Annotated in this window: 19 protein-coding genes; 17 read left to right on the top strand and 2 right to left on the bottom strand. The window is 36.7% G+C overall.

Translation table 11 applies throughout. From position 1 onward, the window contains the following. The first annotated feature begins 66 nt into the window (after nt 1-66). The 13 genes from ACN6KS_RS21360 (at nt 67) to ACN6KS_RS21300 (ending at nt 9615) form a co-directional block, all read left to right on the top strand. Nucleotides 67-540, top strand: a complete 474-nt coding sequence (locus ACN6KS_RS21360) for a hypothetical protein (RefSeq protein ID WP_256989999.1) — start codon at nt 67-69, stop codon at nt 538-540. A gap of 148 nt (nt 541-688) precedes the next feature. Further along, nucleotides 689-1138 carry a transcriptional regulator AhrC/ArgR gene (gene ahrC, locus ACN6KS_RS21355; protein ID WP_094873645.1) on the top strand — a complete coding sequence of 150 codons (450 nt, stop codon included), beginning with the start codon at nt 689-691 and terminating at the stop codon, nt 1136-1138. A 48-nt stretch (nt 1139-1186) separates the two neighbouring features. Then, entirely contained in the window at nt 1187-2914 is a 1728-nt protein-coding gene (recN, locus tag ACN6KS_RS21350) for a DNA repair protein RecN (protein ID WP_094873642.1), read from the top strand. Nucleotides 2915-3028: 114 nt separating this feature from the next. After that, nucleotides 3029-4165, top strand: coding sequence for a SpoIVB peptidase (gene spoIVB, locus ACN6KS_RS21345; RefSeq protein WP_440960442.1), 1137 nt, complete (start codon nt 3029-3031; stop codon nt 4163-4165). Between the two features lie 199 nt (nt 4166-4364). Then, on the top strand, nt 4365-5180 hold the full coding sequence (gene spo0A, locus ACN6KS_RS21340; protein ID WP_042129795.1) for a sporulation transcription factor Spo0A: 816 nt from the start codon (nt 4365-4367) through the stop codon (nt 5178-5180). 173 nt (nt 5181-5353) lie between these two features. Next, nucleotides 5354-5572: a site-specific integrase gene (locus ACN6KS_RS21335; RefSeq protein WP_440960441.1), complete on the top strand. Its 219-nt coding sequence runs from the start codon at nt 5354-5356 to the stop codon at nt 5570-5572. 17 nt (nt 5573-5589) lie between these two features. Further along, complete coding sequence (locus tag ACN6KS_RS21330) at nt 5590-6234, top strand: tyrosine-type recombinase/integrase (RefSeq protein WP_440960440.1); 645 nt, start codon at nt 5590-5592, stop codon at nt 6232-6234. Nucleotides 6235-6256: 22 nt separating this feature from the next. Beyond that, nucleotides 6257-6958: a hypothetical protein gene (locus ACN6KS_RS21325; RefSeq protein WP_440960439.1), complete on the top strand. Its 702-nt coding sequence runs from the start codon at nt 6257-6259 to the stop codon at nt 6956-6958. Between the two features lie 357 nt (nt 6959-7315). Further along, nucleotides 7316-7471, top strand: coding sequence for a hypothetical protein (locus tag ACN6KS_RS21320; protein ID WP_440960438.1), 156 nt, complete (start codon nt 7316-7318; stop codon nt 7469-7471). Nucleotides 7472-7512: 41 nt separating this feature from the next. Beyond that, nucleotides 7513-8253, top strand: a complete 741-nt coding sequence (locus ACN6KS_RS21315; RefSeq protein WP_440960437.1) for a hypothetical protein — start codon at nt 7513-7515, stop codon at nt 8251-8253. Nucleotides 8254-8315: 62 nt separating this feature from the next. Then, nucleotides 8316-8663, top strand: coding sequence for a hypothetical protein (locus tag ACN6KS_RS21310; protein ID WP_440960436.1), 348 nt, complete (start codon nt 8316-8318; stop codon nt 8661-8663). A gap of 344 nt (nt 8664-9007) precedes the next feature. Beyond that, nucleotides 9008-9205: a hypothetical protein gene (locus ACN6KS_RS21305; RefSeq protein WP_440960435.1), complete on the top strand. Its 198-nt coding sequence runs from the start codon at nt 9008-9010 to the stop codon at nt 9203-9205. 47 nt (nt 9206-9252) lie between these two features. Next, nucleotides 9253-9615, top strand: coding sequence for a cyclic-phosphate processing receiver domain-containing protein (locus ACN6KS_RS21300; protein ID WP_440960434.1), 363 nt, complete (start codon nt 9253-9255; stop codon nt 9613-9615). Between the two features lie 50 nt (nt 9616-9665). Here the strand turns inward: ACN6KS_RS21300 and ACN6KS_RS21295 are convergent, their stop codons facing one another. Together ACN6KS_RS21295 and ACN6KS_RS21290 are read right to left on the bottom strand one after the other, a co-directional pair. After that, nucleotides 9666-9860 (bottom strand): hypothetical protein, encoded by a 195-nt coding sequence (locus tag ACN6KS_RS21295; protein WP_076179934.1) that lies wholly within the window; start codon nt 9858-9860, stop codon nt 9666-9668. 314 nt (nt 9861-10174) lie between these two features. Further along, on the bottom strand, nt 10175-10396 hold the full coding sequence (locus ACN6KS_RS21290) for a helix-turn-helix domain-containing protein (protein WP_081390668.1): 222 nt from the start codon (nt 10394-10396) through the stop codon (nt 10175-10177). A 374-nt stretch (nt 10397-10770) separates the two neighbouring features. Here ACN6KS_RS21290 and ACN6KS_RS21285 point away from each other — a divergent pair, with 374 nt between their 5' ends. The 4 genes from ACN6KS_RS21285 (at nt 10771) to ACN6KS_RS21270 (ending at nt 14329) form a co-directional block, all read left to right on the top strand. After that, the gene (locus ACN6KS_RS21285) at nt 10771-11070 is read left to right on the top strand and encodes a hypothetical protein (protein WP_440960433.1); all 300 of its coding nucleotides are present in this window, start codon (nt 10771-10773) and stop codon (nt 11068-11070) included. Nucleotides 11071-12227: 1157 nt separating this feature from the next. Continuing rightward, nucleotides 12228-13049: a hypothetical protein gene (locus ACN6KS_RS21280; RefSeq protein WP_440960432.1), complete on the top strand. Its 822-nt coding sequence runs from the start codon at nt 12228-12230 to the stop codon at nt 13047-13049. A 49-nt stretch (nt 13050-13098) separates the two neighbouring features. Next, complete coding sequence (locus ACN6KS_RS21275; RefSeq protein WP_440960431.1) at nt 13099-14061, top strand: hypothetical protein; 963 nt, start codon at nt 13099-13101, stop codon at nt 14059-14061. Then, nucleotides 14054-14329: a hypothetical protein gene (locus tag ACN6KS_RS21270; RefSeq protein ID WP_440960430.1), complete on the top strand. Its 276-nt coding sequence runs from the start codon at nt 14054-14056 to the stop codon at nt 14327-14329. Before ACN6KS_RS21275 ends, ACN6KS_RS21270 begins: the two co-directional genes overlap by 8 nt. Nucleotides 14330-14342: the final 13 nt, after the last annotated feature.

Genomic DNA, 14342 nt, shown 5'->3' with positions numbered 1-14342 from the left:
AAAAAGACAGCTTAGAAGAAGGAATTGGCATGGCTTCACGCGAATAAATCACCGAGGTGATTGATAGTGGCGGGTAGCTCTGACAAGGTCGTCATGGCGTTTATTGGAGTAGCATTATCGATTTTTATAATTTATCGGATATATATATGGCTGCAAAGTTCTCCGCGTTCTTTCATGAAGGATCAGATCCCGTTTAATAAAGTGATTATTCCTCACCCATCTATAGACATACTAGAGGATGAAGGGTACGAGGTCGTTGGAGGGAAGCTCAAAATCCCGTTGTCCTTCAACGTAAACGGGGCGCAGATGTATAGCCGGTTATTTATAGATTATGTGGCGACTAAAGAGGAAGGATCAATATATTTGGTTATCCTTTCTAGACCACGCAAACCTTTGGATTTCACAGGCAGCGGCTTACGAGATACCTTGCTTCCTTACTTACTGATTTATCCGGAATGTAGTGGAGTTTTGTATGTTAATGTTGCTGCGGGATCTATTCAAGTGATTAGGCTCGGCAGGGATGACGGAGAATCAAACTGAGTCCATATTTAACTAGGTGTATGCTTCCGAAGTAGTTTTGCCGAAGCAATTCGGGGAGCATCGCTTACAAAACTAAGTCCATGCTTCCGATGTAGTTTTGTCGCTGCTAATCTGGAAGTGTCGCTTACAAAACTTTTAGGAGGCAACAATGAAGGGACAACGACATATTAAGATACGCGAGATTATTACGCAAAAGGATATCGAGACACAGGACGAGCTGGTGGAAGCCTTGCGTGAATCCGGTTTTCAGGTTACTCAAGCTACAGTATCTCGAGATATTAAAGAGCTATTGCTCATTAAGGTGCCTATGGATGATGGAAGATACAAATATTCGCTTCCAACGGATCAACGGTACAATCCAATACAGAAGCTAAAGCGCGTTTTGGTGGATAACTTTGTGCAGATCGATTCATCGGCTAATCTTGTGGTGATGAAATGCTTACCGGGTACGGCTAACTCAGTCGCTGCTTTGATTGATAATATTGACTGGCCACAAATTATGGGGACCATCTCTGGCGATGATACCATTCTTATTATTTGCCGCCAGCCTGAGGACAGCAAGAATGTAATTTCACAAATCATGGGTTACATTTCTTAATTTTTTATTCTATCAAATTCTTATCATCTTCTCGGAGGTGCTCTATTAGTGTTAGAAACCTTGTCTATCCGCAATCTAGCCGTCGTTGAGGCGGTAGATGTGCATTTTTATCCTGGCTTCCATGTGCTCACAGGGGAGACTGGGGCAGGTAAATCCATTATTATTGATGCGCTTGGACTGATTGCCGGAGGGCGCGGCTCCGCGGATTCTATTCGTTACGGTTGTGAAAAAGCAGAGATGGAAGCGCTCTTCAGCCTCCCAAGCGGTCATCCCGTCTGGGATACTTTAGAGCGTCTTGGCATTGAGGCTCAGCGTGAGGAGCATCTTATAATACGCCGTGAGCTCACCTCTCAGGGTAAAAGTACATCACGTGTAAACGGACAGATGGTCAATCTTACTATGCTACGTGAAATTGGCGAGCAGCTGGTTAATATTCATGGACAGCATGAACACCAAAACTTATTGAAGGCAGAACGACATTTGGGACTGTTAGATACATACGGAGAACCCATTATCGGGCCGCTAAAAGCGGTATATCAGGAAAAGTATTCCGCCTTTGCGAAAGTGGAGAAAGAGCTCCGAGAGCTGCAGGAATCCAGCCAAAAGGCTTATCAAATGCTTGATTTGTACCGTTTTCAGTTAGAAGAAATTTCATCTGCAGCATTAAAACCGGGAGAAGATGAATTACTTGCCGAAGAACGGGTCAAACTATCCCACAGTGAGAAAATGATGGATTCCGTATCCGGTGCATATGAGCTTCTCTACGATAGACAAGGCTTAGAATCCATCGGTAATGTCATTTCCAGACTCGAGGACGCGGTTCGTTATGATGAAAAGGGACTTAAATCCGTGCTCGAGCAGTTGCAGTCCTCTTATTATCAGCTGGAGGATGCTGCATTTCAGCTTCGTGATTATCGAGAAGAGATCGAATTCAATCCACAGCGGCTCGAAGAAATCGAGAATCGTCTCGATTTAATTACCGGACTCCGCCGTAAATACGGAGATAGTGTAGAACAGATTTTGGCTTATTATGAACAAATCCATCGGGAAACCGATCTGCTTGAGAATAAAGATGAATACCTGGAGAAACTGACGACCAAACGCGATGCATTGCTTTCTGTATTAATGGAAGCAGCTACTGAATTAAGTGAAGCACGGAAGCTGTGTGCGTCTGATTTAGCCACGCAAGTGGAGAGTGAGCTTAAAGATCTTCAGATGGAAAGAACCTCGCTACAGGTTAAATTAGACACGCTGGAGGACCCGCGTGGAGTTGAGTATAAGGGTCGGCGTATTCGTCTTACAAGACAAGGGATCGACAGTGCGGAATTTATGATTTCCCCTAACCCTGGCGAGCCGTTAAGACCCCTTGGCAAAATTGCCTCAGGTGGTGAGTTGTCGCGTATTATGCTGGCAATGAAGAGTATTTTTGCGCGTCATGATGCGATTCCAGTTCTAATTTTTGATGAGGTGGATACCGGTGTGAGTGGTCGGGCTGCTCAATCCATTGCAGATAAACTGTATAAGCTGAGCTCCACATGTCAGGTGTTCTCCATTACGCACTTACCTCAGGTGGCTTGTATGGCTGATCATCAGTATTTAATCCGCAAAAAGGTTGAGGACGGAAGAACCATGACAGAAGTGGAATCACTCACGAATGATGGACGTGTAATGGAGCTGGCCCGAATGCTGGGTGGAGTGGAAATTACCGAAAAAACATTGCACCACTCGCAGGAAATGCTTAATTTGGCCGAGGCAAGTAAGGCTGCAACAAGCTAAGCGGAACAATGATTGACAGTAATAAAAGCCTGGGGGCAAGGTTATCTTATAGGTACGCAATTGGCGACCACCTTTTTCGTCAAGCGAAAGAAGCAAAAGGGAGCGTGACAGCCATTGAAGCCTAACCTCAGGAAGTTAATGCCAGGCCTTTTATTTGCCTTCTTTCTTAGTTTATCGGGCATAACGGGAACCCACCAAAGTTTTGCCGCACCACTGAACAGTGAACCTGCCAAGGTGAGTGCGCATGCAATCAAACCGGAACTAAAGGTGATCCCGGGAGGTCAAACGATCGGAGTAAAGGTGAAATCAGCAGGTGTTCTGGTTGTTGGACATCATCTGATTGAAGTATCCGAGAAATCCAAGCTTTCCCCAGGTGAGATCAGCGGTTTGGTGCCAGGTGATTTGATGATCTCCATTGATGGAGAGAAGCTGGACGAGTTATCTAAGGTGGCCAAGCTTGTGGATCGTGCTGGAAAAGCGAATAATTCTCTGACGATTGTCTTTAAACGCGCTGGGAAAGAGCATACAGCCAAGCTCAAACCTGCGTATGATATTAATGACAAAGTCTGGAGGTTAGGCCTGTACATTCGAGATTCTGCAGCGGGTGTCGGCACGTTAACTTTTTATGCCCCGAAACAGGGGGTTTATGGAGCTTTAGGACATGTGATTACGGACATGAATACCGGAACACCAATTGTTGTTGGCAGCGGTCATATTGTTCAGTCCAGTGTAACTTCGATTTCTAAAAGCCAGGATGGCGATCCGGGTGAGAAACGAGCCCATTTCTTAAAAGAAAGCCAAGTGCTTGGTAATGTGGAGAGTAACACAGATTTTGGCATCTTCGGTAAAATGAGTCGTAATCCCGAGCATAGTCTTTATAAAGAACCTATTCCTGTGGCAATGAGCAATCAAGTCAAGGAAGGTCCAGCTGAAATTCTTACCGTTGTAGATGGGCAGCAGGTAGAACGATTTAAGGTTGAGATCATTCATGTGGCACATCAGCAGACGCCCGCGACAAAGGGTATGGTCATTCGTATCACAGATCCGCGACTGATCGATAAGACAGGTGGTATCGTTCAAGGGATGAGCGGAAGTCCAATCGTTCAAAATGGACGGCTCATCGGCGCTGTAACTCATGTGTTTGTAAATGATCCTAAGTCCGGCTACGGTTGCTTCATCGAATGGATGCTCAAGGATTCTGGTGTAACCCTACAGGAGAATAGGTATCCATTAAATCTTAAGGCGGTTTAGCCTTAAGATTTTTTTGTCGAAGGATTACGAAGATCATCGAACTTTGAAATAAAATATTTAATTATAATCCATGCCAGAAAAAAAATAAAGAAAAATAATTTTCGACAGAAGGGAATTCAATCTCCATGTCGAAAATGTTAAGAGACAAGAAAAAAATGTTATTTTCGAATAGCAGATATAATTAAGGAGGAAGCAGCCAGTGCAGAATATTGAAGTGTTGTTGGCCGATGATAACAGGGAGTTTACGAATTTGCTTTCCGAATACATTTCTGAACAAGAAGATATGACGGTAACGGGTATCGCCTACAATGGTGAAGAAGTGCTTCAAATGCTAAGCGAAGCACGCAAAGTTCCCGATGTCCTTATTCTTGATATCATCATGCCACATTTAGACGGTCTGGGTGTCTTGGAACGTCTGCGTGATATGGATCTGAATCCTCAACCGAAGATCATCATGCTGACCGCTTTTGGTCAGGAGAACATCACTCAAAGAGCTGTACAGCTTGGTGCATCCTATTATATTTTGAAACCGTTCGATATGGAGGTCCTGGCAAATCGTGTACGTCAGCTTGTAGGGGTCCAAGGCAGCATGAGCTCATCCTCTAACATGTACAACTATTCGTCGACGTCCAGATCGAATGTAGTGCCGCTTACAAAGGGCAAGAATCTTGATGCTAACATTACTTCGATCATTCATGAAATCGGTGTTCCAGCACATATCAAGGGTTATCAGTACCTGCGCGAAGCGATCACTATGGTATATAACAATATCGAGATCCTTGGTGCGATTACAAAAACACTCTATCCAGCCATAGCAGAGAAATTCAAGACCACGCCTTCACGTGTAGAACGCGCGATTCGCCATGCAATTGAAGTGGCTTGGACCCGTGGCAACATCGACTCCATCAGCCATTTATTCGGCTACACCATTAATATCTCCAAATCTAAGCCTACTAACTCGGAATTTATTGCCATGGTAGCTGACAAGCTGCGGATTGAGCATAAGGTTAGTTGAAAGGGTTAGGGGCAGTGCGTGGTAAGGGATTGTAGGTACTGGTAGGTGTTTACAGTCAGTATATAAAAACCGATAAACTTGTTTTGAAACCGATAAACTTTTTCCATCTCACCCGATAAACCTTTTTGGTTTATTGGGTTTTGTTTTTGTAGGTAAAGAGACGGAGGATTTGTATGAAGTTATCGGATTTGGAGTTTTTCTTAGAAGACTTTTTAGCATATTGTCAAAACAAGAATTTATCACGTAAGACCATTAACTCTTATGAACAATCTGTGAAGTTATTTGTTGTTTATTTAAAGAATCAGCATGATGTGGATAAGGTGAAAGAAGTACGTGTTGGACATAAAAAGAGGTTTCATCAATCACAATTAATAACTACATTCGAAACATAAAGGTTTTCTTTAATTGGTTGAAACAAGAAGGAGAGTTACTTAAAAATCCTGTTGAGAATATCTCACAAATAAAAACTGTAAGAAGACAGAAAAAGGGAATAAGCCAAGAAGAGTTTAATGGATTGATTGAAAAGTTTGATTATACCAAATTTCATGGATATCGAAATAAAATCATCGTGTTATTGTTGCAAGATACTGGCATGAGAATTGGTGAATGCTTAGAAGTAACATTAGACGCAATCGACTTTAAGAGTAAAATGATTCTATTGACTAAAACTAAAGGTAGAATAGAACGGTATGTTTATTTTTCCAATATGATGCAAAGAGAATTAAAGCAATATCTAAAATTTAAAGACCGATACACAGAATCGGAACTACTATTTCCAACGACAAAAGGAACTCCTCTAAGTATTCAATCATTCGAGAAGCAATTAAAAGATGTTAGCAAGATGGCTGGGATAGATGTTCACCCTCACATGATTCGGAATAATTTTGCAAGGTATTATTTGTTAAACGGAGGAGATTTTTATACGTTATCTCGTATTCTTGGTCACAGCTCAGTCACGGTTACAGAGCAAGCTTATATGGATTTAACCCGTGAAGAAATAGCGAGGAAGTATCAAAATCATTCACCACTTAGCAAGTGGAAAATGCAAAATTAATATACTATGAGGAGTGAGGATTATGGAATACATCTTTAAAGCAGATCTTTTTAATCTTGAACTTGCTGATCAGATACATCTTGCTATGTTACCAATAATAACAGAATTAAAACGCGAAGATAATTATGCATTAACAATTAGCTTTCATGTTGATTTGCTAAATGATTCTCGTATGGATCATGTAGATGTTCCTTTAAAAAAATGGGAGACAAGTGAAACTAGGAAAGATAAGATTTATCAATTACTTGGATTTCAGTTGGGGAAAATTGATGAGTTACTTTGTAATAATGGACTTAAAATAATCAGTTCTACTATTCAAGGCGAGAAATTAGAATTTAACGACATTATTAAAATTCAGTTATCTCTAAAGGAACAAAAGAATATCCTTACTGAAAAAAGAAAAACAAACAAACCACTAAAGATGAAAAGTGTAGTACCTAGTTTATCATTTACTCAAGATATTGTTTCCGATTTTGCAAGCGAGAGACTTTCAAAGATGTATATTGATTTAATGAAAGTAATACGTAGCAAAAAACTAATGTCTGAAATCCTAGAAATTGAAGTCACGGAAGATGAGAAAAAGCTATATAGTGCTTTTTGTGAGCAATATGGGGAGTTATGGCTGCCTACAGATGATACAAAACAAGCGCTTTTCGATAAGTTGAGAAAACGAGTAGAAGAAGTATTTAATAAACACTTTGATAAAGAACATTCGGAAATGTAAGTCTAAATATAGGATTAAGCAGCTCATGCTTAGTCCTTTTTTGTTCTTATCGAACCAAATTATTGATACTCATGTATTATTTCATATGGTAAAATAATCCTAAAGTATCTTTATCTTTATAAGAGTAGATTTCCCGAATAATATGATGTAGTAATTTTTGAGCTCTGATGAAAATTATGATTCCTTTCAATAATGAATATTTCAAGGCTATTTAATTTAAAGAGTGAGTATTTTCATAAAGATCATTTTAATAATGTCTTTAGCACTTACAAGTTTAAAACGAATGTAATTTTTACGAACTTACGCGATAGTTGATCAAATAACTATTTCATCTGATATACAAGAGGAGAGATTTCAATGAAGACAACAGTGATTGATTTTAACGATGAGGAAATTAAAGAATATGAACAAATGTCGAATAGAGAGTTAAGTGAAATTATGAGTGAAGACAATAAGGCATTTCATGTCCTGCTGAAAAGAATTAATAACGGAACAATTGAAAACTTTAAATGAAATGACTGTTTTATAAGAATCAATATGGACGGGGTGGAATTATGAACATACCTATTATTTGGGGAAGTTATTTTATATCTATTCCTATGTTATTAGTAGTTATTTGGGCTGGAATAAGATATTATGCGAAAAAATCAGTTGATCAACAATTCGCAAAAAAATTAGAACAGCATAAACACGATTTGCAACTCATAATTGAACAGAATAAGTTTGATATTCAACGGAAGATGCATGATTTTAGTTTGTATACTACCAAACGACATGAGATTTATACTAAACTTTACAGTTTATTTATGACTGCGCAAGGCAGTGTCGCAAGCATGTGGGGCTATAGGCAGATCCCAGACTTTGCAAAATTCAATGCAGAAGAATTAAAAAAATATCTTTTAGAAAACGACGTTATTGAAGAAAAAATGATTTATTTTTTGAATAACTGGGAATTTTCAGAAAGAAGGGAAACGGCTAAAGAGATACAAAAGCTCTATAATAACATAGAAATAATGAAAGCCAGAAAAGAAGTAATCAAAACTCATAATGAACATTTATACTCTCGACTGTATCTTTCTGATACAGTATCTGATATTTGTGGAAGACTATCTACTGGTTTAAGACAGATTTGTAATGATCTCGAAGAGATATTTAATGATGAAATCCCAAATAGAGATAAAGTCGATGTAAGAAGAGAATTAAATGCCAAACTGGATAGAGTTAGTGAAGAAATGATAGAACTAAAAGAACATATGCAAAAAGAATTAGCCATTGGATATTATGAAGTCCAATAAAATGGCTATTTTAACTTAATATGCAGTAGACGCATAGTGCGCAATAGAAAGGTGTTAAAGTGATGCCGAAGACTGGATTGTATTATCTACGCAAACATGTGGTTGACCTCGAGAGTTACTTAATGACTGACTTGGTTTGTTGGTGTCCGTATGAACACAAGTTTATTACTGAAGAAGAATCGTATGACAATGATATATTAACAATTCATGTTTTTAGGTATAAAGATGGTTTGTATTACCTTTCGTATAGCAACATTTTCGGGAATCGTGTCAATGTATTGGTGGACAACAAAAACAAAATCAATGGAATGGGCGCTAGAACAGATAAAGAAATCATTTATAAATTTATAGAATGGTATCGTGAAAATGGTGAGGCTTACCACAAGAAATACGGCTTACATTCATACTAGACGCATATAGGGCACTAAAAGAATTAATTACCCTTTAAGATATCGCTGATCGCGCTGACCTTTTTAGAGACTTCTGCATGCTGTTCCATCTTAATATATTCGGCAAATGCTTCTTGCAACAAGGAGGACTTGTCTTTCTTGGTTACAAATGACCATGCATTAAGTAATGCTATAAAATTATTGTCAAATGAAAAACTACTTGTGTTACTTGATTTAGTTATACTAACCTCAATTCTAATAAAGATTAAATCATTTTATCATTCGGTTGAGGTATTGCACAGTACGAAGATGAAGCGTAGAAAAGGCATGTTTTATTTAAAGTTTATTATGAAAAGGAGTATGAGATGATACACGGAACAAGTAAAACACTAAGAGTTATTGAGAATCCACCAAAGGAATTGGTCGGAGGAGTATTTTTATCTATTGGAGACACATGTCATGGCTGGTGGGATCAAAAGGCCGATAAGGGTCAAGGCAAGTGGAAGCTAGACTATGGCAATGGTTTTGTTGGCTGGTGGGATGATAAATATTTCTCCTATTAGGGGAAAGCAATTTAATGAAATGCAAGTTTTACTGGAGGAGTGAGTACATGCCACAGCAAATTAACCTGTATGTAGATGATCTTCGTGATTGTCCTGAGGGTTTTATACTTGCTCGTACATACGAAGAGGCATTAACCATTATTGAATCTCAAAATGTTAATATTTTGACTCTGGATCATGACCTAGGCGAGGATGAGCATGGACAAGAACTACCAAATGGTTATGATTTAGTTAAATATTTTTGTGAGCATGGATTAAAAGTAAATAAGATATATTTACATACAGACAATCCCGTAGGAAGAACGAACATGTATGAAACTCTTTTGGCTGCTCAAAGAAGAGGCTTTATTCACGAAGATATTGAGATTTATTATTATCCAATCACAAAGAATGTGTATTCTGGTGACTAGATGAAATATAGATTTCGAGATGAAATTGGCATTTCATGTTCTTATAGAAGTTACAAGCATCCTTTTACATAAAAATCCTTAAGAGCTTTCATACCTTCCTTAAGTTCTTCTGGATCTCCCGAAACTTTTATATTTATTTTAAAGCCTCTACTGTTTTTTTCTTTATAGATTCTTTTTGATCCATCTTCGTATTCTTCATAATTATAAAATTCACCATTGAAAAGGATTTTATTAGGTTCTTTCAAATTCATCTCTCCTCAAATAATATTAAATATCCACTTTGAATTCTACATTTCTACCATGAATAAAATGAAACTATCAACAACTTTATTGTATTTGTAATAGGCTGCGTAAGTTGTCATTCTATGATTTGTAATAATGACTATTTAAATAAAATATAATAGTGTTTTGTGGAATTATGTAAAAAGTATAATAAGATAGCTAAAAGCCCTGAGATAACCTTTCAAGGCTTTTTTACTATGTCACCAGGTATATTATTGATTCTATGTTGAAGTCAATCTATGTACCATGTAGGCTGTAAAGCGTTATAAACTGTGTGTTATTCGTTGTCTGATTCTACAAACTGTAGAAGAACTGATATGTCTGTTATATCAAGAGCCGCTGCAATCTTTTCTAAGATTGGTAAGCTTACTTCTTTTCTTCCTTCTTTGCAAAGCTGTGAAATTCTGGCTTGATTAACCCCTGAAATAGCTTCCAGCTCTTTTTGGGTTATTCCTCTTTCTTTCAACACCTCTTTAAGTTTTATATTTAATTTCAACATAAAATCTTTCCCCCTAAAAATTAATTGACTTTATTCGCATTGGCGAATATTATAGTTCTTGTAGATGTATATTCGCATTAGCGAATAATAATTCACTGGAGAAGTATATCACCAATACAGAGGAATGTCATTATATATCCTTATTTATCCATGCACATTTTATCTGTCAATTCACATAACGAAAGGAATGTTCTTATGATCAAACTAATTATTCAACGACATAATTTCTAAGCCTGTAACTCAATTTTTGTAGTCAATAAAGGAAATTTATAAGCCATAAAAAGAAGTAGGCAACTATTAATCTTTTTAGTGGTCTGTAATTTTACAAAATAATTCAAATGAAAGCAATCATATAACAAAAGGGGATCTAAATAATGACAATGAACAATCAAACAGTTTATGGCGAAGTTGACTTCAACCTTGATTATGCTATTGAACTCGCAGAACAGTCCAAACAATCATTCATTAACTTCGTTAAACTACTAGAGTTAAACACTATTAAACCATGGATAATCAATTGGCAGGAACAATTTTGGTCTGATTCAATGTCCAAGATATTCTTTCATGAATTTTGGCATGGCTCATTAGACGTTGTAACGATCTATACCCCACGGGAAGAGTTGCCGAGTATTGTTGATGACATTGAGAAATGTATCGCTACTATGACCCCCTGATAATGGCTGGAGGGAATGGAGTAGGAACAGTGCATCTGTGATAGCGTTGGCTTTGGCTTCAGTGAACACTTTGCAAAACACCGCACTATGTTTGGGTTTGATAATTTTAATTAACGGAGGATTATTATGATCAATTCTTTTTTTGAAGTAGATAATATACTTGCTGTGATTAATGAGAGATATTATAAGTTGGTGTCAGAGGCGAAGGAAAGAACAACTGGTATAAATCGAAGAACAGAAATAAGAGCGGAATTATCTGCGCTTAGACGCAGGAAAAAAATGTTGAGGTAGATAAATTAAAACTCATTCTTTATTATTTCTAATAAAGTCAGGATTCGCTTTAATATAGTCCATAAATAGTTTACACAATACAATATCTAAGTTTCGTTTGTCCTGAATGTTGTTATATCCTTTACTTACCACTGTAAAAGACCTTGGTTCATTTACTTTTGACATATGTATATATTCAACTCCTTTATATAAAATGAAAGGTGTCTATCCTCCGAGAAAGGACAAACACCAACGGTAAAACGTATTAGGCTATAGGAGCGCTGTGATAGGCTCTTACAGCTACCTTATAGATATGATATATGTTAGTAGTCTCAGAGTCAATAGCGCTAGGTAGTTAGGATTATCTATAATAATTTTTAATATACGTTGTGATATAAATACTTAATAAATATTTCATAAAACAAATTTGACAATTAGGGGGATGAATATTATATGATGAAAGAAGAGAGGGGATACCACAAATAATTCCGAAATCGATTCCAATTCAGAAGTAGTACTGAGTTATAGGCTCTTATAGCGATATATGTAATAAACACAATTTCAAGAGTCTCCACGATTACATGAAAAACACCAATAAACTTGACTTTTATTAGTCAAGATAATAACATCGATAGAAATATTGGATTGATTATTAATAACACTAATCTTTACTTTAGTAAATATAACATAATAAAACCGGATTTACAATAGTCTTTACTTTTGTAAATATAATTGTTAAAAGGGGTGAATTAATCTTAAATAATTAAGTAGTATAGATAGTTTCATTTTTTTGCTTAAAACACCATGTATAAATTGCATGTTTATATAAATAGCAGAGCTTAGATGAGATGAGCAAAATACATATATAACCAAATGAATAAGGAGAAGTGAAAATTACGAAGACTCAAATGAAAATGGAGACAAGAGGTAGACCCAGATTAATACCGTTAACAGAGATCGAGGAATGGAAAAATATCCATGGAGAAAAATACAATGATCCTAAAGCAATAAAATTTGTTCAAAGTTTGTTACAAAGAGAAATTATAAAAAATAGCGAAGTTGTAGCAGCTCATCTACTCTACGAATCGGCGGTAAGTAGAATAAATGCTTGCAGATATAATCAAGGGATTTATGCAAATATAACGTGTGATTGGAACGATGCTGAAGTAATGGTATTAGATATTATATTTCTTAAAAATGAAATGTGGACGGAGTGGATTAAGCAATCTATCTATTACGAGGAAACTAATAAACAATGTTTTAGAGCTTCAATAGATCGGATTGATGCCCAAAAGAATTATACGCTTAGTAACATGCAGATGCTTTCAATAAAAGAAAATGTAATAAAAGCGGCAGCAAGGCCACATTACTTGTTTAATGTAACTGGTATTATTAATCCCAGTTCAGATTCAGTTCAAAGTTACAGACGCTTTGAATCAAAACAGGAAGCTCTTGATTCATTAGGTATCAAGTTTAAGGGAGATACCGGAAGATTATATAAAGTTAATGATCAAATGTATTTAGTTCAATCTGAAAATGTCACTTTCGGAAGGAAAGAGATTGGAGAGTACGAAAATGATGATGAGAGCACTTGGTATAGTGGTTCAATGTCTATTGGAGATATCACCGATGAACTTGGAAATACATATAATTTAAATTTACCGATTACATATCCCCAAATATCTATAAGGCTAAAACCTAAAGTATAAAAAATAGTAATAGAGAATTGATACTTATAAAATGGAAGGAAGATAAATAATGAGCTTATGTAGTTCGGCAAGTAAGCCAGATGAACACTGGATAGCGGTTGATACCGCTATCAGCTTTAAACTTAATGGGATGCTTTACAGGGACGTAAAAGGTACAGATCAAAAAGTAATTATTATTGACAATGAGGCATACTTTTTTTCGGGTGATATAGATATGGTACTTAAATTGCAATCTGAATTTAGAAATCAATCAGATCGGAGTTTTGAAATACTTACAGAGCTTGCAATTAAGATATTTAATAAGCATTCCGAAGAAGGTGACGAATTAGCTTTCAGCAAATATGGATTTGATCATAATAATTTAGCATATTGCCAGTTTACAAATAATCATCTTAATTTTATGCCGACAGATAGATACTATGGACATAGGAACAATTTGTTTGTTGCGTACGGTAAAAATATGAGTAAAGCGCAAGAACTAATTAATCTAAAGACTGTACATATCACTCCCGATTTTTTTATCCCAATTTACGAAGCTCTTGCCGATGAGGGCGTAGGCGGTGAGGTTATAGTTTATCATTTAACTCCTACTAAATGGGGGAAGACCGAAAAAATAAAAATTAATGAACCAGGTACGATTAACAAACTGGATACGCGAACGATAAAAAGACATTACGGCTTCCATGGTCATGGAGATAGCGCAATCCCTTTTGTTAGCATGGGTGAGGGTGACGGGGCCGTAGTCAGTGCATCAGGGCAACGTATTAGTGGCAAAGTTGAAATTTTGAAGCCTAATGGAGCATTTACCATAGTCTATCACAATAGCAACTATGGTAAAGAGCGCCGACTCATTCTAAAAGATGAAGGAATTGAACTGTCAACTGAAACCGGAGATTTAGTTATTGGGAATGATAATGGCTCTTTTATCAAATTAAAGTCTAACGGAGATATTGATATTAAATCTGTGGGTAAAATCACATTTAACGGACAGGAGTTTAATTTTAATGATTGACGCTGAATACGATGACAAAGGGTATTGCTGGGTCAATAATGCAGAGTTAAATGATCTAATGAATAAAAATGGTTTTAAGCCAGATGAAACGAATTCTAAATATTGGAAATATAGAACGAAATTAAGGGATGAGCAGCATTACGCTGATTTTGATCAAGTCTTAAAACAAGAGCTAACAGAGAGCTACAACAAACTATGTGAAATTATTACTCAGTGGCAAGATGAACAGCGAAACGAAAAATATAGTCTTGACCGCTGGCAACTATAAAGAGATACAAAAA

It is taken from the genome of Paenibacillus nitricinens, from assembly GCF_052056485.1.
In the GTDB taxonomy this organism is placed as follows: domain Bacteria; phylum Bacillota; class Bacilli; order Paenibacillales; family Paenibacillaceae; genus Paenibacillus_AQ; species Paenibacillus_AQ nitricinens.
Note: the sequence above shows the minus strand (reverse complement) of the source record. Positions and strands in the feature narration are given on the sequence as shown.